17 protein-coding genes, 1 tRNA gene and 1 pseudogene are annotated in these 21,223 nt (G+C 37.0%); 13 read left to right on the plus strand and 6 right to left on the minus strand.

What is annotated here, in order from left to right; translation table 11 throughout:
* Positions 1–20 precede the first annotated feature (20 nt).
* The 11 genes and pseudogenes from V6R96_RS14200 to V6R96_RS14250 all read left to right on the plus strand — a co-directional run bounded on the left by V6R96_RS14200 (position 21) and on the right by V6R96_RS14250 (position 10,482).
* Positions 21–992 (plus strand): iron ABC transporter permease, encoded by a 972-nt coding sequence (locus V6R96_RS14200; RefSeq protein ID WP_336379398.1) that lies wholly within the window; start codon positions 21–23, stop codon positions 990–992.
* Positions 993–1,087: 95 nt separating this feature from the next.
* Positions 1,088–2,011 carry an ABC transporter ATP-binding protein gene (locus V6R96_RS14205; RefSeq protein WP_336379397.1) on the plus strand — a complete coding sequence of 308 codons (924 nt, stop codon included), beginning with the start codon at positions 1,088–1,090 and terminating at the stop codon, positions 2,009–2,011.
* A 166-nt stretch (positions 2,012–2,177) separates the two neighbouring features.
* Positions 2,178–2,630 carry a MarR family winged helix-turn-helix transcriptional regulator gene (locus tag V6R96_RS14210; protein ID WP_034727924.1) on the plus strand — a complete coding sequence of 151 codons (453 nt, stop codon included), beginning with the start codon at positions 2,178–2,180 and terminating at the stop codon, positions 2,628–2,630.
* A 6-nt stretch (positions 2,631–2,636) separates the two neighbouring features.
* Positions 2,637–5,030, plus strand: a complete 2,394-nt coding sequence (locus V6R96_RS14215; protein ID WP_336379396.1) for a 3-hydroxyacyl-CoA dehydrogenase/enoyl-CoA hydratase family protein — start codon at positions 2,637–2,639, stop codon at positions 5,028–5,030.
* Between the two features lie 39 nt (positions 5,031–5,069).
* Entirely contained in the window at positions 5,070–5,423 is a 354-nt protein-coding gene (locus V6R96_RS14220; protein ID WP_336379395.1) for a four helix bundle protein, read from the plus strand.
* 45 nt (positions 5,424–5,468) lie between these two features.
* Positions 5,469–6,647 (plus strand): acetyl-CoA C-acyltransferase, encoded by a 1,179-nt coding sequence (locus V6R96_RS14225; protein WP_336379394.1) that lies wholly within the window; start codon positions 5,469–5,471, stop codon positions 6,645–6,647.
* 36 nt (positions 6,648–6,683) lie between these two features.
* Positions 6,684–7,040, plus strand: a pseudogene (locus tag V6R96_RS14230) (four helix bundle protein).
* Positions 7,041–7,092: 52 nt separating this feature from the next.
* Complete coding sequence (locus V6R96_RS14235; RefSeq protein ID WP_111953170.1) at positions 7,093–8,874, plus strand: acyl-CoA dehydrogenase family protein; 1,782 nt, start codon at positions 7,093–7,095, stop codon at positions 8,872–8,874.
* A gap of 165 nt (positions 8,875–9,039) precedes the next feature.
* Positions 9,040–9,348, plus strand: coding sequence for a hypothetical protein (locus V6R96_RS14240; protein ID WP_223559631.1), 309 nt, complete (start codon positions 9,040–9,042; stop codon positions 9,346–9,348).
* A 35-nt stretch (positions 9,349–9,383) separates the two neighbouring features.
* Positions 9,384–9,719 (plus strand): YegP family protein, encoded by a 336-nt coding sequence (locus V6R96_RS14245; protein WP_111953166.1) that lies wholly within the window; start codon positions 9,384–9,386, stop codon positions 9,717–9,719.
* A gap of 316 nt (positions 9,720–10,035) precedes the next feature.
* Positions 10,036–10,482 (plus strand): phosphohydrolase, encoded by a 447-nt coding sequence (locus V6R96_RS14250; protein ID WP_111953164.1) that lies wholly within the window; start codon positions 10,036–10,038, stop codon positions 10,480–10,482.
* Here the strand turns inward: V6R96_RS14250 and V6R96_RS14255 are convergent.
* Both V6R96_RS14255 and V6R96_RS14260 read right to left on the minus strand, forming a co-directional pair.
* Positions 10,479–11,195, minus strand: a complete 717-nt coding sequence (locus V6R96_RS14255) for a DUF2490 domain-containing protein (protein WP_336379393.1) — start codon at positions 11,193–11,195, stop codon at positions 10,479–10,481. The two genes, V6R96_RS14250 and V6R96_RS14255, sit on opposite strands and share 4 nt — an antisense overlap.
* A 71-nt stretch (positions 11,196–11,266) precedes the next feature.
* A complete protein-coding gene (locus tag V6R96_RS14260; RefSeq protein ID WP_336379392.1) occupies positions 11,267–13,078 on the minus strand; it encodes a TonB-dependent receptor in 1,812 nt (603 codons plus the stop codon).
* Between the two features lie 632 nt (positions 13,079–13,710).
* Between V6R96_RS14260 and uvrA the strand changes: the two genes are divergently transcribed.
* Positions 13,711–16,503, plus strand: coding sequence for an excinuclease ABC subunit UvrA (gene uvrA, locus V6R96_RS14265; protein ID WP_336379391.1), 2,793 nt, complete (start codon positions 13,711–13,713; stop codon positions 16,501–16,503).
* Positions 16,504–16,755: 252 nt separating this feature from the next.
* Here uvrA and V6R96_RS14270 read toward each other — a convergent pair whose 3' ends face one another.
* Positions 16,756–17,391, minus strand: a complete 636-nt coding sequence (locus tag V6R96_RS14270) for an NAD(P)H-binding protein (RefSeq protein WP_336379390.1) — start codon at positions 17,389–17,391, stop codon at positions 16,756–16,758.
* Between the two features lie 878 nt (positions 17,392–18,269).
* Between V6R96_RS14270 and V6R96_RS14275 the strand changes: the two genes are divergently transcribed.
* A tRNA-Arg gene (locus tag V6R96_RS14275) sits at positions 18,270–18,341 on the plus strand.
* Positions 18,342–18,440: 99 nt separating this feature from the next.
* Here V6R96_RS14275 and V6R96_RS14280 read toward each other — a convergent pair.
* The 3 genes from V6R96_RS14280 to V6R96_RS14290 form a co-directional block, all read right to left on the minus strand.
* A complete protein-coding gene (locus tag V6R96_RS14280) occupies positions 18,441–19,268 on the minus strand; it encodes a hypothetical protein (RefSeq protein ID WP_336379389.1) in 828 nt (275 codons plus the stop codon).
* 73 nt (positions 19,269–19,341) lie between these two features.
* Complete coding sequence (locus V6R96_RS14285) at positions 19,342–20,256, minus strand: helix-turn-helix transcriptional regulator (protein ID WP_336379388.1); 915 nt, start codon at positions 20,254–20,256, stop codon at positions 19,342–19,344.
* Positions 20,257–20,332: 76 nt separating this feature from the next.
* Positions 20,333–21,130 (minus strand): SDR family oxidoreductase, encoded by a 798-nt coding sequence (locus V6R96_RS14290; RefSeq protein ID WP_336379387.1) that lies wholly within the window; start codon positions 21,128–21,130, stop codon positions 20,333–20,335.
* Positions 21,131–21,223: the final 93 nt, after the last annotated feature.

Here is a 21,223-nt window from a genome sequence, read left to right on the forward strand (position 1 = left end):
CATCCAGATTCTTTCTGATCATGTCAAAAAAGTTCAAAATCCTGTGTTTACTGCTGACGGCTGCTATTATTCTTACTGCAGTGATCAACCTGAACACAGGGTTTTTAAATTTAACCTTTCAGGATTTCTTTCAGGATTCTGCCCAAAGCCAGATCGCCGAGATTCGTATCAACCGGGTACTGGTGATGCTTCTGGCGGGAATATCAATTCCAACATCCGGTTTTCTGATGCAGGAATATTTTCAAAATCCTCTGGCCGGTCCGGATATTTTAGGAATTACGTCTGTAGCCAGCTTATCCGTAGCTTTTTATATTTTCTTCTCCCACGATTTTCTAATCCCGGAATTTCTGCAGAACAGTTTCCTCAGTCTTTCGGCCATTGTAGGAAGCCTTGTATTGATGCTGGTTTTACTATCCATGTCGAATAAGTTTCAGGATAAATCTTATCTCATTATATTCGGTTTCCTTATTTCGGCATTTGCCGGCGCTGTAGTTTCTTTATTACAGTTCTATGCAGAAAATCAAAGTCTGAAAAACTATATTTTATGGTCTTTCGGAGCTAATAATATGGTAACCAGAAACCAAATTTATGTATTATCAATTTTAGTTTTTATAGGCGTGTTTTTCTGTTTTAAAACAATAAAGCCATTGATCGGAAATTCATTGGGAACATCGTATGCTCAGAGCTTAGGAGTCAATCTTAATCAGTTGAAGATCCTTATTATTGCAGCCTCTTCCCTGCTTTCAGCTTCTATTACGGCATTTCTGGGACCTATTTTATTTATCGGAATTATTGTTCCGCATTTTTGCAGACTGATCTATAACCCTTCCAAATTATGGCAGCAATGGATCCTGAATATGTTTCTCGGAATGCTGATCATGCTGGTATTTTCTATTACAGCAGAAAAAACCCAGATTCCCATGAATGTGATAAGCTCTGTATTTGGGATACCGGTAATTTTGCTGATGCTTTTGAAACAGAATAAAATTTAAAAGTCAATAAGTCAATGGTAAATTGTGAATTTAATCAAGCAGATTTAAAATAGTATTTTTGTAAACAATGCATCTGGGCAATTAATCAATATCCAATGTTCCTACAAATCAAACAAGCTAATATAGGCTACGATAAAACTTTAATTTCAAATGCTTATGCAGATTTGAAACTGGGTGATGTGTGTCTTTTGATTGGTAATAACGGTGTAGGAAAAACAACGCTTATCAAATCCATTTTAAATCAGATCTCTCTTTTATGCGGAGAAATTTTAATTAATCGTAAAAATATAAAAGACCTTTCCGTTAAAGAAACTGCAGAAAATATTGCTGTTGTTTTCTCAAAATCAAATGTTCCGCAACATCATACTGTCGAAGACCTTATTTCATTAGGAAAATACATCTATTACCCTTTTTATTTCGAGCTTAAAAAAGAAGACAGGGAGGAAATTTCCCATATCATAGACGAATTGGATCTTGCTCAATACAGACATAGTCTTCTTAAAAACCTTTCGGATGGTAATTTGCAGAAAGCATTTATAGGCCGGGCTATCGCTCAGAATTCTCCTGTTGTTATTCTTGATGAGCCGACAACCCATCTTGATGAAAAAAATAAACTCATCATCTTAAAAACCCTTCGCAGACTGGCCAAGGAGCAGCATAAAATCATATTATTCTCTTCCCACGACTGGCGACTGGCCAAGGAATTTGCAGACAAAATATGGTATGTAAAGGATAATCAGCTTTTTTCCGGACTTGTAGAAGATGTACTGCTTCAGCATGATGAACTTACCAATGTTTCATTGTTTCAGGTGAATGAGAATTTTGTTCCGCCTTCTATTAATGCACCGCAGGTTCACAAGGAAATGCTTTATTCTTTACTGCAGAAAAACTTCGAAAAAGACCTTTCTGCCCTGCATTTTGAATATAAGAACGGTTTTTGGGGAATTCTCACCGACACTTCCAATCAACAATACGAATCCTTTGAAGAAATAGTTGATTTCATCAAAAACATTCATTAATACTGTATTTCTGTTACGTATTTCACATACTATGCATGCATAGTATTATGCTAATCATACAATTTAATCCGTTTACTATCAGTTAATTAACAAAATTTAACGTTAATAAATACTATGCATGCATAATATTTACTAAATTTGGGTAACACCATTAGTGGATAGAATGATGGATAATAATAAAGAAAAAATAGAAAACGTAGATTTAGTTTTAAAGCAGACCTGGTTGGCTGTTTCAAAAATGTACACAGAACTTGCCCAAGAGCATGATTCTACTGCTGTACAGGCCCTCACTCTTCTTAAAATTGACCCCAAAGAAGGTACCAGAAGTACCAATTTAGGCCCTAAAATGGCTATTGAACCCACCTCTTTGACCAGAATCATTAAACTTCTGGAAGACAACGGATATATCTATAAGGAAAAGACGACTGCCGATAAAAGGGAGGTGATCATTAAACTTACGGATAAAGGTCTGAATTCAAGGAATATGTCCAAAGAAGTGGTCGTCAATTTTAACAAAAAAGTGATGGAAAAGATTGCTCCTGAGAAAATTGAAACCTTCAAGGAAGTGATGTCCGAAATCATGAAAATTGCAAACGAATTATTAAATAACAGAAAATAAATTATAATGAAAAGAAGAATCAAACATGTAACGGTTCTTGGTTCAGGAATTATGGGCAGCGGTATTGCGGCACATTTCGCCAACATTGGTGTGGAGGTGTCTCTTTTGGATATCGTTCCTTTTGAACTGACGGAAGCTGAACAAAAAAAAGGTTTGACCAAAGATGACAAGGTGGTAAGAAACAGAATTGCTTCTGAAAACTTTGAAAAACTGAAAAAAGCAAGTCCTGCCCTTCTCTATTCTCCAAAATTTGCAGATAGAATTAAAGTAGGTAACTTCGATGATGATCTTAAAAACATCAAGAATACAGACTGGATTATTGAGGTAGTCGTTGAAAAGCTTGACATTAAGAAATCTGTTTATGAAAAAATTGAACAGTTCAGAAAGCCGGGAACATTAATTTCTTCTAATACATCGGGAATTCCTATCCATTTCTTAACGGAAGGAAGAAGCGATGATTTCAAAAAATATTTTGCGGGAACACACTTCTTCAACCCGGTAAGGTACCTTCCTCTTTTAGAGATTATACCAACAAATGATACAGATCCGGAAATTGTAGATTTCTACATGACTTATGGAGCTAAATTCTTAGGAAAAACTACCGTTTTAGCTAAAGATACTCCAGCGTTTATCGCCAACAGGATCGGAGTTTTCTCGATGATGGATCTTCTTCACAACGTACAGAAATTAGGATTGACGGTTTCTGAAGTTGATAAATTAACAGGTCCTGTCATCGGACGTCCAAAATCTGCAACATTCAGAACAGCTGATGTGGTAGGTCTTGACACCTTGGTAATGGTAGCTAACGGCGTTCGTCAGAGCGGTGCTGAAGCCAATAATTTCAATGATGTTTTTGCCCTTCCTAATTATATCCAGAAAATGATGGATAATAAATGGCTGGGTTCTAAAACGGAACAGGGATTCTACAAAAAAGTGAAAAATGCAGAAGGAAAATCTGAGATCCACGGATTAAACCTTGATACGTTAGAATACGAGCTTCAGGGAAAATCTTCTTTCCCTACTTTAGAATTAACTAAAAATATAGACAAGCCAATTGACAGATTCAAAGTTTTAATTGGTGGAAAAGATAAGGCCGGCGAATTATACAGAAAATCTTTAGGTGCCCTGTTCGCTTACGTTTCTCATAAAGTTCCGGAAATCTCTGATGAAATCTATAAGATTGATGATGCCATGAGAGCTGGTTTCGGCTGGGAAAACGGCCCGTTTGAAATCTGGGATGCCGTAGGTGTTCAGAAAGGTATAGAATTAGCAAAAGACGCAGGCTATGAAGTTTCAGATTGGGTTAAAAATGTAGAAACTTTCTATAAAGTTAATGATGAAGGTCAAAGCATCTTCGTGGATAAAAACTCAGGAGAATACAACAAAATTCCTGGGCAGGATGCCTTTATTATCTTAGACAATATCAGAAAGAACAAAACACTTTGGAGCAACTCAGGAGCTGCTATCGAATATCTTGGTGATGGTATCATCAACTTTGAGATCCGCTCAAAAATGAACTCTCTTGGAGGCGAAGTTCTTGACGGACTAAACAGAGCTATTGATTTAGCAGAAAAAGAATACGATGGATTGGTTGTTGGAAACCAGGGAACAAACTTTTCTGTAGGAGCCAACCTTGCTATGATCCTGATGATGGCTATCGAACAGGACTGGGATGATCTGAATATGGCTATCGCCTATTTCCAGAAATCGATGATGAGAGTACGCTACTCCTCTATTCCTGTAGTGGTTGCCCCTCACGGAATGACGCTTGGTGGCGGTTGCGAAATGACTATGCATGCAGACAGAGTGGTTGCGGCAGCAGAAACTTATATCGGATTGGTAGAAACCGGAGTTGGAGTAATTCCTGGTGGTGGTGGTACTAAAGAACTTACCTTGAGAACTTCCAGAGAATTCCACAGCGATGACGTTAAAAACAACAGGCTTCGTGAAGCATTCATGAATATCGCAATGGGTAAAGTAGCTACTTCTGCTTATGAAGCCTATGATATGGGAATTCTTGAAAAAGGAAAAGATATTGTATCCGTAAGCAAAAACAGACAGATTGCTGAAGCTAAAAAGGTTGCAAAACTATTGGCAGAACAAGGATATACACAACCTATCGAACAAAAAGTAAAAGTTTTGGGTAAAGATGCTTTGGGAATGTTCTACGTTGGAACTGATCAAATGTTAACAGGAAATTTCATTTCTGCACACGACAAAAAAATTGCAGACAAACTGGCCAACGTAATGGTCGGAGGAAATCTTTCCGAACCTACGGTAGTTACCGAACAATACTTATTAAATCTTGAAAGAGAAACATTCCTTCAGCTTTGTGGTGAAAGAAAAACACTGGAGAGAATTCAGTACATGCTGCAGAATGGAAAACCGTTGAGGAATTAATTTGTACAATGTCGGTTGTAAAATGTAAAAAGTATTGACATGCACAATTTTAGAGAACTGGAAGTTTGGAAAAAGTCAATTTTGTTATGTAAACAATATTACATTATTTCTAAAAATTTCCCTAAGGATGAATTATTTGGATTGACATCACAATCAAGAAGAAGTCTATATTCAATCCCCTCTAATATTGCTGAAGGTGCCGGACGAGATACCAATCCTCAGTTTTGCCAATTTTTAAACATTGCATTGGGTTCTTCCTTTGAATTTGAAACTCAAATTATAATTGCTAATGATTTAGATTTCATCAACAAAAGCGATTTTGAACTATTAGTAACCGATATCAGACATATTCAAAATATGATAATTAGATTAAAACAAACTTATTCTAAATAACGTACACTGTACATTTTACATTGTACATAATACATTTTACATAAAATGAAACAAGCATATATAGTAAAGGGTTTCAGAACTGCCGTAGGAAAAGCTCCAAAAGGAAGTTTAAGATTTACAAGACCCGACGTGATGGCCGCTACAGTTATTGAAAAATTAATGGCTGAGCTACCACAATTAGATAAAAACAGAATTGACGACCTTATCGTAGGAAACGCAATGCCTGAAGCAGAACAGGGTTTAAACGTTGCCCGTTTAATTTCTTTAATGGGATTAAATACCGATAAGGTTCCGGGAGTTACTGTCAACAGATACTGTGCATCAGGAAGTGAAGCGATTGCTATTGCTTCGGCAAAGATCCAGGCAGGAATGGCAGACTGTATCATCGCAGGAGGTACAGAATCTATGTCTTACATCCCGATGGGAGGTTACAAGCCGGTTCCGGAAACAGATATCGCAAAAACAAACCCTGATTATTACTGGGGAATGGGCTACACTGCTGAAGAAGTAGCCAAGCAATATAATATTACAAGAGAAGAACAGGATCAGTTCGCATTTGAATCCCATATGAAAGCTTTAAAAGCTAATCAGGAAGGAAAATTTGCCAATCAGATCGTTTCAATTCCTGTAGAATATAATTTCCTGGATGAAAACCAGAAAATGCAGTCTAAAAAGTTTGATTTCTCTGTAGATGAAGGACCGAGAGCAGATACTTCTCTGGAAGGTCTTGCTAAACTGAGACCCGTATTCGCGAACGGAGGAAGTGTAACAGCCGGAAATTCATCCCAGATGAGTGACGGAGCTGCTTTCGTAATGGTTATGAGCGAAGAAATGGTAAAAGAATTAGGTCTTGAGCCGGAAGCAAGATTAGTGGCTTATGCTGCAGCAGGTCTTGAGCCTAGAATCATGGGTATGGGACCGATTTATGCGATTCCAAAAGCTTTAAAACAAGCCGGTCTTGAATTAAAAGATATTGAATTAATTGAATTGAACGAAGCATTTGCATCACAGTCTGTAGCGATCAAAAAGGAATTAGGCCTAAACCCTGATATCCTGAATGTCAACGGAGGCGCTATCGCTCTTGGCCACCCGCTCGGATGTACCGGAACAAAACTGACCGTTCAGCTTCTTGATGAAATGAGAAGACGCGGCAACAAGTATGGAATGGTTTCTATGTGCGTGGGTACAGGACAGGGAGCAGCAAGTATTTTCGAACTTCTTTAATTAATTATAGATTTTAAATTATAAATTTTAGATGAAATGAGTTTCAAAGAAGACAATTTGATTCAGATAAAAACTTTTGACTTTGCTTTAAGAATAATTAAATTTTATACTCAATGTAAATCTTAGAATGAATTCATTTTATCTAAACAAATTCTTCGCTGTGGAACTTCAATTGGCGCAAATGTGGAAGAAGCAATTGCTGCACAATCTAAAAAAGATTTTATCTCAAAACTTTCTTTAGCCAACAAAGAAGCACGAGAAACAAAGTATTGGCTAAGACTTTATCAATCTTCAAATTTAGTTCAAATTGAAATAGACTCTTATTTGAAAGAAATTGAAAGTATTATTAATATTTTGACCAAAATCATCAAAACTTCATCCGAAAATTTATAACAGAGAATCAATAATTTAAAATTTATAATCTAAAATTTAAAATCATAAAATAATGAGTAATACACTTAATAAAACACTGAAGGGAGGTGAATTCCTCATCAAGGAAATTCCTGCAAATGATATTTTCACTCTTGAAGAACTTTCAGAAGAACAAAAAATGCTTCGTGATTCTGCGAAAGAATTTATCGACAGAGAAGTAATTCCTCAAAAAGAAAGATTTGAGAAAAAAGATTATGCTTTAACTGAGGAAAAAATGCGTCAGTTGGGCGAAATGGGACTTCTAGGAGTTGCTGTTCCTGAGGAATACGGTGGTCTTGGAATGGGATTCGTGAATACTATGCTGGCGTGTGATTACTGCTCAGGAGCAAATGGTTCATTAGCTACAGCTTATGGAGCTCACACGGGCATCGGAACCCTTCCTATCCTATTGTATGGTACAGAAGAGCAAAAGAAAAAATACCTTCCGGATCTGGCAACAGGTACAAAATTCGGAGCATACTGTCTGACTGAGCCTGATGCTGGTTCTGATGCCAATTCAGGAAAAACAAGAGCAAAACTTTCCGAAGACGGGAAACATTATATCATCAACGGGCAAAAAATGTGGATTTCCAATGCAGGTTTTGCAGAAATCTTTATTGTCTTTGCTAAAATTGATGATGACAAAAACATCACCGGTTTCATCGTAGAAAAAGAAGGAACCGAAGGGCTTTCTTTCGGTGAAGAAGAGCATAAACTGGGAATTCGTTCGTCTTCTACAAGACAGGTTTTCTTTAATGATATGAAAGTTCCTGTTGAAAATCTTTTAGGTGAAAGAAACAACGGTTTCAAAATCGCTCTGAATGCTTTGAATGTCGGAAGAATTAAGCTGGCAGCTGCCAACCTTGACGGACAGAGAAGAATCTTAAACCACTCTCTTCAGTATTCTAACGAAAGAAAACAGTTTGGAGTTTCTATCTCCACTTTTGGAGCAATCAGAAAGAAACTGGCAGAAATGGCAACTGGAATTTTCGTTGCTGAAGCTGGTTCTTACAGAGCGGCAAAAGATGTTGAAGATAAAATCAACGAATTGGTTGCCGGTGGAATGAACCATCAGCAGGCTGAATTAAAAGGAGTTGAGGAATTTGCTGTGGAAGCTTCTATTCTGAAAGTTTTCGTTTCAGATTTAACACAACATACTGCCGATGAAGGAATCCAGGTGTACGGAGGAATGGGATTCTCTGAAGATATGCCGATGGAAGCAGCCTGGAGAGATTCAAGAATTGCAAGAATCTATGAGGGTACCAACGAGATCAACCGTCTTTTAGCAGTTGGAATGTTGATTAAAAAAGCAATGAAAGGAGAATTGGATCTGCTTTCTCCTGCAATGGCGATCAGCAAAGAACTGATGGGAATTCCTTCATTTGATGTTCCAGATTACTCAGCATTTATGGCTGAAGAAAAAGCGATTATCGCTAACCTTAAGAAAGTATTTCTTATGGTTTCCGGAGCGGCTCTTCAGAAATACATGATGGATATTGAAAAACAACAGCATTTATTACTGAATGCTTCTGAAATCCTTAATCAACTTTATATGGCAGAATCTGCTATTTTAAGAGCTGAGAAACATTTCTCTGCTGATTCTGTAGAAGCAGCAATGGCACAGCTTAACCTTTACAAAGCTGTTGAAAAGATCATCGCAGCTGCAAAAGAAGGAATTGTTTCTTTCGCGGAAGGTGATGAACAGAGAATGATGCTTTCAGGTCTGAGAAGGTTCACGAAATATACCAATCATCCGAATGTAGTGGCTTTAACTGAAAAAGTTGCCGCACACTATATCGGTAAAGGAGCTTATTAGTCTTTTATAACATAAATTTTGATTGAAGCGTCTCATTTTTTGAGGCGCTTTTTTTTAGCTTATATTAAGACATAACAGACAGGATTGTAAACCAATAAGTAAAATCTATGGTGCTTGTGAACTTAAATTCCAATATTTTTTATATTTTTATTTTAAATTAAAAACATGAAGATTTTATTATTTCCTTTCCTTCTTATTTCTATTATACTAACTGCTCAGAAAAAAGAAAGAAAGCTGATCCTGCTGAAAACAGATACCACCAAGATTCTCAAGCTTAATGATCCTAAAGAAATTCAGGAAAAAATGGGTATGGATCGGAAGGAACAGTATAAAATGCTTACTGTAACCCCAAAAGATACAGCAGCATATATGGCTTTAAAGGAACCTAAAAAGGATTATTCAAAATACAAGATACTGAACCCTGACATTCCTGAAAAAATTGCAGACACAAAAAAGGCTCAGCCTTCCAAATAATTAAAAAAAATAAACAAACCACAAAACCAATTACTATGGGAAAATTTATTATCTCGAAGAGAACAGACAGTGACTTCAAATTCAATCTGAAAGCCGGCAACGGACAAGTAATTTTAACAAGCCAGGGATACGGCTCAAAATCCTCATGTGAGAACGGAATAGAATCTGTACGCACCAATTCTCAGGACGATTCAAAATTTGAAAGAAATACGGCTAAAGATGGCCGCTGCTATTTCAATTTAAAAGCAGGAAATGGGCAAATCATAGGAACCAGCCAGATGTATGAATCTGAAAATGGAATGGAAAACGGTATAGAATCTGTAAAAAACAACGCGCCAGGTGCTTCAATAGAGGATGAAACCCTGCTTTAAACTGAGTCCGGGATAAGACATTTCAATTTATCATGATGTAAGGAAGTCAGAAGCTGGAAGAGGGAAGTTATTGAAGTCCAAAGATAGAAATACAGGGTATTTTTAGTAGTCTTTATAAAACTACTTCAATAAATTTAAAAGAAATTGTTAATACCGGCCAATAGTAACTTCCATCCTCCAACTTCCATCTTCTAGCCTTTTAATTTTAACTTTTTATCCCTAAATCAGCTTATTTGATATTCCTTAAAATATTCTCAATAAAAATGTCTTATTTTTTAAGGCATTTTTTATTTTTGTATTCTATTTTCTATTAGAAATGACAAAAGAAGAAATGCTCAACAGAGCCATAAAGATAGCTGATAAAGCACATAAAGGTCAAACCGACAAGTACCACGCTCCCTACATCGCTCATGTGATGCGTGTCATGGAGTATGGTAAGACCATAGACGAAAAAATCGTAGGGGTGTTGCACGATGTGGTAGAAGATCATCCGGAAGAATTCAGCCTCGATTATCTAAGAACCGAAGGTTTTCCGGAATACATTATTTTTGCTATAAGCTGCCTTACCAAATTTGATCCCGAAGAAGATTACGATGAATTCGTTAAAAGAACAGAAAGATCACCTCTGGCTGTCGCTGTAAAGCTTAATGATCTCCGCGATAATATGGATCTCCGAAGAGTAAACAGGGAGCTTAGCCCTAAAGATATCAAAAGGTTCAACAAATACCTGAAAGCGTATCGTTATCTGATAGAGAAATATTAATCCGCTCCCGGGAAATCATAGGTTTTTGTAGGATGGTTCGTACCGTCGATATTAATGTTTAAAGCCAGATAGATAAAGTGAAGGTTTTTATTGCCTTTTGCTTCGAATTCTCGCTGCCACAGATAACCCGTCAGGATTCCGAAATAATCATCAATCTGATAGCCAAAACCACCATATACCCTGTTTCTCGCGAAAGTAGGCTTCATTGGACTTACCAGGAAGATCTCGTCATAAGCATTCGCGAAAACAGTTCCTTTTTTAACTATTTTTGCATTCAGGGGAACACTTATGTTCAGACGGTATCTGTAACGCATTCTTTGGGAAGCTTTATCTGTTGCCGGCTCATAGAACCAGCTTTTTTCTGCACGGAAACGGTTTTCAAACTTGACGATCCCTTTTTTGAGGTCAATCACATCCTGTAGCCATACCCTGAACTCTTCTCTGCTCAGGCTGTGTTCTTTATAATTCACGTATCTTCCAAGGCCAACAAAAGGTTTGTGATTTTTGGTAAGATTGTATCCCACTCCTCCTTTGATCTCGTAATAATCCGGGTAGGTGTAATCTTCATTTCCTCTCAGCTGGCCTTCGGCATAAAGAAAAAATTTGGGATGAAACTTGTAGGTGAGAGTCACTGCATTGAAGCTGGAAACGTGGTCCTGTGCTTTGAAAAAGGTCATACTCAAAAGTAAACTCAGACTTAAAAAAAGTTTCATAAAAAATTTTTGCAAAAATAAATTATTTAACAATTTGTTAATATTAACTTTCATTCATTTCAAATTAACATTTACTTAATATTGATCGTATAGGAGAAGCCTAAGTGGAACCATCTCTGAGGCATTTCTACTCCGAAGGCTTCCGTATATTTTGTATTGGTCAAATTATTGATCAGCACATATACGGAAAAATCTTTTTTCGCAAAGCTCAGCTTTTCATCAAGAAGGTTATAAGTTCCAAGATTCATTCTTTCATTATACCTGTAAACCAGCTCATTCGTAAAATATTGAAAGAATCTCGTTTCAAGCTTCGCAACAACCTGATGCTTCAGATTATCAAGAATATACCTGGATACAAACTCATTAGACTCCTTCATTTTGCTATCCAGATAAGTATATCCTGCTGTATACTTCAGCCAGTCAAAAATCCTGTGGCTCAATTCTGCCTCAATTCCTTTTGTATCTATTTTTCCTACATTCTGAGCGTACCATACCGGATTGGTCATGCTTTTTTTAACCCAATCGATAGAATTGTTGGAGTTTCTCATAAATCCGCTCACTTTTGCCAAAATTCTACTGTTCTGGTACTGGTAACCAATTTCAGATGAAACCGCATTTTCCGGAAACAGATCAGGATTTCCCTGTTCCGTTTTGCTTACATAATAAAGATCGGTAAATGTCGGAACACGGTGAACCTTTGCGATATTTCCATAGATTTTATTGTTCTGATTGAAATTATAGCCAACATCTAATCCAGGATAGAAAAAGTTCCCCTCTTTGGAATAATTCGCCCATGAAATTCCGGGGCTGATGTTCAGCTTTTTATCCAGTAATGAAAAATGATGCTCAAAGAAAACCTGCGAAACAAAACGGTTTCTCTCTCCTAAATTGTTACTGGCCAGAAACTCCTTTCTCAGTTCAACACCGACGCCCGTAGTTCCCAATCCCCACTGGTAGCTGGAGTTTACTTCCCCGCCTACATTATTCCCGATATGCATATTTCTGTAACCATCCGGCTTATTCCTGTCATACAAGTACATATCCTGCCCTCTTCTCCAGTATACATTCGAGCTTAGTTTCAAATGACCAAACGTCTGCTGATGGGCTAAACTTACTATAGAAGCCTGCGTTTCCTCATATTGCTCGGTAGCACTTTTAGAAGCATAAAAACCGTTAGCCCCAAATTTCTTTTCAGAAAAGCCCGCTTGCAGCTTCAGATCACCGTTTTTAATATTGAGCTTGCTTTGATAGAAAACATTTCGGATTTCGTAATCCGTATTGTACATATAGCCCTGTGATGAGGCAGAATTAGCCTGAAGAGAGTTAGAAAACTTTTCATTTCCCAGCTGTGCGTTGAAGCCGAAGCCGTAAGTTTCGTAATCTCCGCCTTCAGCACTTATTTTCACCCGTTTTCCGGGAGTTGTTTTCGTAATGATATTGATGACGCCGGCATAGGCATTCTGCCCGAATCTTCTGGCAGCCGGACCTTTGATGATCTCAATTCTTTCCACATCATCCATATCTACCGGTACATTCATAGAATTGTGTCCGGTCTGGGAATCATTCATTCTGATGCCATTCAGCAACAGCAATACCTGCTCAAAAGAACTTCCCCTGAAACCTATGTCACTCTGTACACCATTGGCTCCTCTTCTTCTGATATCCATTCCCGGAACCTGTTGAAGAACCTCGTCAATACTTTTTGCAGGAGAATTGGCAATATCTTCTTTCGTAATAACCGTAATATTCTGATTGGCATTTTTATAAGGTGTAGAAATAAATTTTCCCTGAAATTCAATGCTTTCAATATCTGTAGTTTTCTCCTGTGCATGAGCACAGAGCATTGAACCTAATAAAAATATACTTCCAATCTTCTTGATCATAATAGTTCCCGTTTTGTTTTGAATCAGTTCTTTAATAACGGACCCAAAAGTAAGGGAGTTCCCCAAGAAAGACAAATGATAGTTATCATAAAAAAGATGCAGTAGGATATACTGCATCTTTTGAGGGGGAATAACTTCATCTTTTTCTCATTAAATGTGTAACAAGATCTCTGAATAATTTTCTCATTTCTATATTACATATTTATGAATACAATTTTAACTAATTTTAAAATACAAAACAAGAGCAAAATGCAAAAACATATTGAAAATCATAAATTATTTTTCAATTTTATAATTATAAAATAGTTAACATAATCTTATGGATGTTAACAGCTTATCCATCAATTTTTTTTCTGACTGAAAATAGAAATATTTTATTTTTTTTGGCTTGTTAATAATTGAATATAATTATCTGGAAGCAAATATTTAAACGTCTTATTTTCACTAAAATTTTGTAATTTTGTGAGTCTTAATTTTGCGATGAAAATAATCATCTTTCCATACTTTTACAGGCACTTTTAATCAATGGTCAATCTTGGACGGATACAGAACAATTTATCAGGCAGCAGAATTTACACAAGAAACAGTCACACTGGCACAGATGATTCTCAGTCAGTATATATTTTATGAACATGACTAAAACAGTAGAAATAGATATAAAAAAACAGATCTTCGTTAAGAATGCCCATCTTAACAATCTGAAACATATAGACGTTCTGATCCCGAAAAATAAATTAATCGTAATCACGGGGGTTTCCGGAAGCGGAAAATCTTCCCTGGCATTCGATACCATTTATGCAGAAGGACAGAGAAGATATGTGGAAAGTTTAAGTTCCTATGCACGTCAGTTTTTGGGTAAACTGGAAAAACCCAAAGTGGATGATATTAAAGGGCTTGCCCCTTCCATTGCCATTCAGCAGAAAGTGATTTCTTCCAATCCCCGTTCTACGGTGGGAACTTCTACGGAGATCTATGATTATATGAAACTTCTTTTTGCAAGGATCGGGAAAACTTTTTCTCCGGTTTCAGGCGAAGAAGTAAAGAAAGATTCCGTTTCTGATGTAATCGATTTTATCAAGGCTTCAAAAAAAGACACTTCGTTTTTACTGACAGCTCCCTTGGAATATGACGCAGATAATTTTAAGGAAGCATTGAATGTTTTAAAGCTAGCAGGTTTCACAAGACTTGAGATCAATGGTAATGTAGCTGGTATTGAAGACCTGGAAAGCTTCGGCTTTACTCCTGAAAAAGGGATGACCATTAATCTTGTGATCGACCGTTTTTCTTATGAAGAAGACGAAAGTTTCCTTCAAAGGCTGGCAGATTCTATCCAAATGGCATTTTACGAAGGTCATGGCTATTGTTCACTAAAAAACCCGGATACCGGAAAGGTAAAAGAGTTTTCCAATAAATTTGAGCTGGATGGTATGGAGTTCCTTGAACCGAATGTTCATTTTTTCAGCTTCAACAACCCCTATGGAGCATGTCCGGCATGTGAAGGTTACGGAAAAGTGATCGGAATAGATGAAGATCTTGTTATTCCTAATAAAACACTATCCGTTTATGAGGATGCAGTCGTTGCCTGGAGAGGTGAAAGCATGAGTGAATGGAAAAAAGCATTTATTAAAAAAGCCGGAGACTTCCCTATCCACAAACCTTATCATCAGCTAACCAAAGATCAAAAAAGTTTTCTGTGGAAAGGAGACGGTAAAAGCAGTTTCCCTTCTATTAATAATTTCTTCAAAATGCTTGAAGAAAATCTGTACAAGATCCAGTACCGAGTTATGCTTTCCCGATACAGAGGAAAAACACTCTGTCCTACTTGCGAAGGCCTGAGATTAAGAGAAGAGACGAGCTGGGTAAAGGTAAACGGGCACAATATCCAGTCTATGATTGAGCTTCCTCTTGATGAATTGTATCCTTTAATAGACGGGCTGAAACTTTCTGAGCATGATCAGGATGTAGCCAAAAGGTTATTGTATGAAATCAAAACCCGTATCGAATTTTTATTAAAAGTAGGTTTAGGTTATTTAACGTTAAATAGAACCTCCAATACCCTTTCAGGCGGTGAAAGTCAGAGGATTAACCTTGCGACAAGTTTGGGAAGTTCTCTTGTAGGATCTATCTATATCCTGGATGAGCCTTCCATCGGTCTTCACTCAAGAGATACCGAAAACCTGATCGAAGTTTTAAAAAACCTTCGGGACCTGGGAAATACCGTAATTGTTGTTGAACACGATGAAGACGTTATGAAAGCTGCTGACTATATTATTGATATTGGCCCTGAAGCAGGCTATCTTGGTGGTGAACTGGTATTTGCCGGAGATTATAATGATCTTAAAAATGCGGATACGCTTACTTCAAAATATTTAACCGGAAGGATGGAAATTGAGGTTCCTAAAAAGCGCAGAAAAGCCAAGGAATGGATCCACATCAAAGGAGCAAGGCAAAATAATCTGAAAAATATAGATGTAGATGTTCCTTTGGAAAGCCTTACGGTAATCTCAGGAGTTTCCGGAAGCGGAAAATCTACGCTGATGAAGGAAATTTTAACCAACGACATCCAGATCCAGCTTGGGATGGGTGGCAAAAAAGGAGATTATGATTCTGTAGAATTCCCAAAAAAACTGATTAAAAACATTGAACTGATCGATCAGAATCCGATTGGAAAATCTTCACGATCCAATCCTGTTACTTACCTGAAAGCGTATGATGACATCAGAGATCTTTTTGCCAAACAGAAAGTTTCAAAAATGATGGGTTACAAGCCCAAGCATTTCTCTTTCAACGTAGACGGCGGAAGATGTGACGAATGCAAAGGAGAAGGTGTGATCAACGTATCCATGCAGTTCATGGCAGATATTGAGCTTGAATGTGAAGTATGTAAAGGTACCCGTTTTAAAAACGAAATCCTGGAAGTGAAGTTCGATGAGAAAAGCATTTCCGATATTCTTCATATGACGGTGGATGAAGCTTTGGAATTCTTTAAAGACAATAACGAAGAAAAGATCGTCACAAAACTGAGACCGCTTCAGGAAGTCGGATTAGGCTATCTGCAGCTGGGGCAGAGCTCTTCTACCCTTTCCGGTGGTGAAGCACAGCGTGTAAAACTGGCATCATTCCTTGTCAAAGGGGTTACGACAGACAAAACCCTGTTTATTTTTGATGAACCTTCTACAGGACTTCACTTCCATGATATTCAGAAGTTGCTGAAATCATTGCAGGCACTTATTGATCTTGGTCATTCTGTAATTGTTATTGAACATCAGCCGGATATTATCAAATCTGCAGATTATATTATAGATATTGGCCCGGAGGCAGGAAAATATGGCGGTGAAGTTGTTTTTGCCGGAACCCCGGAAGACCTGGCGAAAGATAAAAAATCGCATACCGCAAAATATATCAAGGAAAAACTTGAAAGCTAAATATGAATAGAGAGCCAATAAATGGCTCTCTATTTTTTTAACCCTTGAGGTTTATTTAATTTGTTTAAAATGTAAGTTGAGTTTAGCATGAAAGCGTTTTTAAACCACAAAAGTCACAAAAGCTTTTTGACACTTAAGTGATTAAAAATTTAATGCTTTATGAATAAGAAGTTCACTTAAGTTTTAAAAAATCATAGATTTTTTGTATCAGACCTCCAAGCTTTAAACCTTAAACGTTGAACTTTAAACCCTTCAAAGATTATACAAAAACGGGCTTTGTTTAATGTAAGCTTCATCATCGATCTGGGACACCAAAAACTCAGACAGATCTGCTGCACTGATTTTCTCACCTGGACAATCCGTCAGATTCGTCTCTGTTCTGAAGTGCTCGGAAGTAGGAATTATTAATGGAAGTCTCACCAATGTCCAATCCAGATTACTCTTCACAAGAATTTCATATTCATCCTGTTTGTCTTTTGTTGTCTTTGGATAATTCTGATACATCCACTCAGTTGCCATTTTTACTTTATCATTTTTATGATCAAAAGGCGTGTTAACGTTCAAACCGGTGATAGTAATATATCTTTTAATTCCGTGAGAATTCATCGACTGTATAATATTTTTTGTAGCATCCGTGAATATCGGTTCTTCTCCGGCAGGCTGTCCTATTTTACTGATTACCGCACTGCAATCTTTAATAAGACGGTTCACAGCTTCAGAATCTCTTGCATCTCCCTGTACGATTTCAATTAAAGGATTTTCAATAGTAAAATTTTCAGGAGTCCGAAGTAACAGTTTCATGGGATGTTTTCTTTTCAAAAGCTCCTGGACAAGGTAATGTCCTGTTTTTCCTGTGCCACCTATTACGGCTATTGTATTGGTTTTCATAATGATCTCTTTTGTTGGTGAAATATGATCCAATAATGAATGAGAATGCCTCATCAATTATTGTCAGATTTCTTTTTGGGTATTAAATAATAGAATAACAGGGTTCATAAAATTTGAACCTTAGGATCTCAAGTACTTAGAAATGCACTTGAATAATGATATTTATAAAGAGATTTTAATGAGTCAAATATAACTAATTATTTTAAAAAGATAAAACTTTAGAATCAAACGCTATTTAGCCTTAATTTTTTATCTTAGAAAACAAAATCATTCATTATTCATTCGCTGGTTTTTACCTTTTTAATCTGATTAAACAATATGAATTATAAAATTCTATCTGCTCTTCTGTTTATTCTGTTATTATGCAGAGCGCATCAAAAAAATGATCAATTCAGATAATAATCAACGATATGGATCACTGGTATATTGATAAAAAGAAGTGACAAGGAAAAAACACTTGAAAAACACCATTGCAAACATCCTGAATAGCAATTGATTACAAACTTATCCACAACAAATTGTGGATAAGTTGTGAATTTTAACATTAAATTCATGTTTCGTATTAAAAATTGTACTACATTTACTATGTAATACAACTGAAATGAAATCATTTTTTGCTTTTTTCAGCTTTGAAATTGCAATTAAATTTGAAATAAAAATTTAAGCACAGCATTGTCGGCTGTGCTTTTTTATTGTTGTCTAATTAAAAAAATGAGATGTATTTATCTACTGGATCCGCTCCTAAAGAGCGGATTCTTTTTATGCACAGGTTCAGTTCCTGTCCTGAATGAATTCTGAATAAAATCATTGAAAAACAAACCGCAATTATTGGAAAGTTTTTATTTATTTAAATTAATTAGTATTTTTATTTTTTCCAAGGCCTCATAGTTCAACGGATAGAATAGAAGTTTCCTAAACTTTAGATCCAGGTTCGATTCCTGGTGAGGCCACAAGTGTAAATAAACAATAAAATACTGGCAGCCCCGCTATATTTGTCGTAGTTGTATGTATTCCTTAAAGCCAGGCAAGTAGCTGCATGTCCAACTTTATTATTTTTTAGGTATTTTCATTACATTTATAAAATCCTCCCGCATTACCTTAGTCATGTGTTTTGCGATAGTTGTGCCAGGCCAGAGGAGACGGGCGCCGAGCGCCGAATAATCCCCGGTACTACTGCAACTTGAGTATGTGAAACCTTCTCCCCCTCCAGCTTCATCACTTAAATTACACATCACTTCATATTTGTGCTGATATATGTTCCGGTCATAGTTATTGAAGTCAATTACTTCACCATTCCACACGGCTTTATTTGCTTTCCATAATCTGAACATAGAGATAGCAGCCTCTTTATCCTCCATAGTATATGCAGATACGTCAGGTTCCAGATCGGGATCTATATTAAGGATTTTACAGATATCCTCATAGCTGTTGACTTCTGATTTAGAATTTATTGTACTTAGTTTTAATGATTCATTACCCGTTTTTATTATTTTTTCAGGTATTTTCATCATATTCATAAAATCCTGCTGCATCACCTTAGTGACGTGTTTTGCTATGGTAATGCCAGGCCAAAGGAGGCGGGCACCGACATGGCTCCTGTTGCTGACGGGACGGTAAGTAAAGTACATCAAACCTGAATCCGGATCAACTTCATCACCCAGATCAAACAAAATTTCATACTTCTCCTGATCATCGTCATTGAAATCAATCATTTCGCCATTCCACGCAGCCTTATTTGCGTTCCACAATCTGAACAGGGAAACAGCAGCCTTTTGATCTTCTTCATCATAGGCAGATACATCTGGTTTCAGGTCAGGATGTATGTTCAGTATTTTACAAATATCTTCATAACTGTTCATTTCCAATTCGAAATTCATTTTTAATTAGCTAATGATTAGGTAGTCCATTCCTTTTCCTCCCAATATTATTACTCATCCTATGAAATATATCTCAATTAAATGATTGTCTGTAGCTTAAAGGAGTTTTTTCCATTTTCTTTTTAAAAAGCTTATTGAACGATTGAGGATGCTCAAACCCTAAAGCATAAGCGACTTCCGATACGGAAAAATTCGTAGCTATAAGATATTCTTTAGCCTTTTCAATCAGTTTTTCATGAATGTGCTGCTGGGCATTCTGTCCCGTAAGGTTCCGGAGCATATCACTCAGATAATGCGGCGAAAGGTTCATTTCTGAGGCCAGGAACTCCACGGTGGGAAGTCCTTTGGTTAATGTTTCCTGTTTATTGAAATAGTCTTCCAGTATACCTTCCATTTTAGATAAAATATCACTGTTGACTGCTTTTCTGGTGATAAACTGTCTTTTATAAAAGCGGTTGCTGTAATTCAGCAGAACCTCAATATAAGACACAATAACGTCCTGGCTGACTTCGTCAATCGCTGTATTCAGCTCATTCCTGATATTATCCAGTAATCCGGTGATGATTGTTTTTTCCTGATCAGATAGATGCAGTGCCTCGTTGGTATCATAGGAAAAGAACCCGAATTTTTTAATGTTCTTGCCCAAAGGATAGGTCCGTATAAAATCCGGATGTACAAGCAACGTATATCCACAGTATTCTGCGTCCGCATCAGTAGAAAGAATCTGTCCCGGCGCCGTAAACATCATGCCTCCTTCGTTAAAATCATAATATCCCTGTCCGTAACCCATCTTTCCATGTTCAGAAAACTTATACGAAATCTTATAAAAATTCAGGTAAAAGCTTCTGTTCAGCAATTCCTTATTTACAATCATTTTCGTATTATCTACCAGGCTTACTAACGGATGAAGCGGTTTGGGAAGTTTCAGCAGGTCGTGAAGCTCCGATATGGATGAAATTTTCATAGGTGTATTATCCTTCTTTTCCATGATATAAATGTATTAAATATTTGAATTAAAAGACAGCATAAATAAAATCTATGCCGTCTCAATATTTAAAAATATCTTAAATAAACTGTTTGCCGAACTGCTCTCTGAAAGCTTCAGCTCCCAGTTCAAGACGCTGGGCATATAATGCTTTTGCATCCTCTCCTGCTACGTATCTTAACTGCTTCTTGCCATCTGTAGCTGCTTCATATACCACTTCAGCAATCTGTTCAGGTTTGGAAGCCGCTTCCATCATTCCTTCCATACTGGAAAAAAGGGAATTGGTAATCTCTTCATAGGCCGGGCTCGTTGCGGAATCTAAAGAACGACTTACAAAATCGGTCTTAATTCCTCCTGGAGATACAGTTTTGATATTAATGCCGAATTTATTCAGTTCATAAGATAGACTCTCGCTCCAACCCTCCAGCGCCCATTTGGTTGCATGATAGGTTGAACCCAAAGGAAATGCAATCAATCCTCCGATTGAGGTGGTAGAAATAAACATTCCGCTCTTTTTCTCTCTGAAATATGGAATAAAAGCTTGTGTTACACGAATCACCCCAAGAAGGTTGGTATCCAGCTGCTTTAAAATCTGCTCATCTTTTAAGGCTTCCAAAGGACCAATAAGCCCATATCCTGCATTATTGAAAACCACATCTACATTCCCCAGCTCAAGGGCTTTATTTACAGTCGATTTTATCTGTTCCAGATTGGTAACATCCAAAGGAAGCAGGGTTACATTGTCCAAGGCGGCAAGTTCAGAAGCTGCTTCCGGGTTTCTCATAGTAGCAATAACGTTCCAGCCTCTGCTTTGAAATAATTGGGCAGCCGCTTTTCCTAATCCTGTTGAAGCGCCTGTTATAAAAATTGTTTTCATTTTGTTCTGTATTAAATTAACAGGACAAAGGTCAGGATTCGAATAAAGGCTGGAGTTGCCAAATTGGACTAACGTGTATCCAAAATGGATTTT

This window comes from Chryseobacterium sp. CCNWLW53, assembly GCF_037083525.1.
Taxonomy (GTDB): domain Bacteria; phylum Bacteroidota; class Bacteroidia; order Flavobacteriales; family Weeksellaceae; genus Chryseobacterium; species Chryseobacterium lathyri.

What these genes read in the sequence shown, in the direction of transcription:
- uvrA (WP_336379391.1), top strand. Translation starts at nt 13,711, where the DNA reads ATGACTAAAACAGTAGAAATAGATATAAAAAAACAGATCTTCGTTAAG.
- V6R96_RS14245 (WP_111953166.1), top strand. Translation starts at nt 9,384, where the DNA reads ATGGGAAAATTTATTATCTCGAAGAGAACAGACAGTGACTTCAAATTC.
- V6R96_RS14250 (WP_111953164.1), top strand. Translation starts at nt 10,036, where the DNA reads ATGACAAAAGAAGAAATGCTCAACAGAGCCATAAAGATAGCTGATAAA.
- V6R96_RS14200 (WP_336379398.1), top strand. Translation starts at nt 21, where the DNA reads ATGTCAAAAAAGTTCAAAATCCTGTGTTTACTGCTGACGGCTGCTATT.
- V6R96_RS14225 (WP_336379394.1), top strand. Translation starts at nt 5,469, where the DNA reads ATGAAACAAGCATATATAGTAAAGGGTTTCAGAACTGCCGTAGGAAAA.
- V6R96_RS14210 (WP_034727924.1), top strand. Translation starts at nt 2,178, where the DNA reads ATGGATAATAATAAAGAAAAAATAGAAAACGTAGATTTAGTTTTAAAG.
- V6R96_RS14220 (WP_336379395.1), top strand. Translation starts at nt 5,070, where the DNA reads ATGCACAATTTTAGAGAACTGGAAGTTTGGAAAAAGTCAATTTTGTTA.
- V6R96_RS14285 (WP_336379388.1), bottom strand. Translation starts at nt 20,256, where the DNA reads ATGGAAAAGAAGGATAATACACCTATGAAAATTTCATCCATATCGGAG.
- V6R96_RS14255 (WP_336379393.1), bottom strand. Translation starts at nt 11,195, where the DNA reads ATGAAACTTTTTTTAAGTCTGAGTTTACTTTTGAGTATGACCTTTTTC.
- V6R96_RS14215 (WP_336379396.1), top strand. Translation starts at nt 2,637, where the DNA reads ATGAAAAGAAGAATCAAACATGTAACGGTTCTTGGTTCAGGAATTATG.
- V6R96_RS14280 (WP_336379389.1), bottom strand. Translation starts at nt 19,268, where the DNA reads ATGAATTTCGAATTGGAAATGAACAGTTATGAAGATATTTGTAAAATA.
- V6R96_RS14260 (WP_336379392.1), bottom strand. Translation starts at nt 13,078, where the DNA reads ATGATCAAGAAGATTGGAAGTATATTTTTATTAGGTTCAATGCTCTGT.
- V6R96_RS14290 (WP_336379387.1), bottom strand. Translation starts at nt 21,130, where the DNA reads ATGAAAACAATTTTTATAACAGGCGCTTCAACAGGATTAGGAAAAGCG.
- V6R96_RS14235 (WP_111953170.1), top strand. Translation starts at nt 7,093, where the DNA reads ATGAGTAATACACTTAATAAAACACTGAAGGGAGGTGAATTCCTCATC.
- V6R96_RS14270 (WP_336379390.1), bottom strand. Translation starts at nt 17,391, where the DNA reads ATGAAAACCAATACAATAGCCGTAATAGGTGGCACAGGAAAAACAGGA.
- V6R96_RS14240 (WP_223559631.1), top strand. Translation starts at nt 9,040, where the DNA reads ATGAAGATTTTATTATTTCCTTTCCTTCTTATTTCTATTATACTAACT.
- V6R96_RS14205 (WP_336379397.1), top strand. Translation starts at nt 1,088, where the DNA reads ATGTTCCTACAAATCAAACAAGCTAATATAGGCTACGATAAAACTTTA.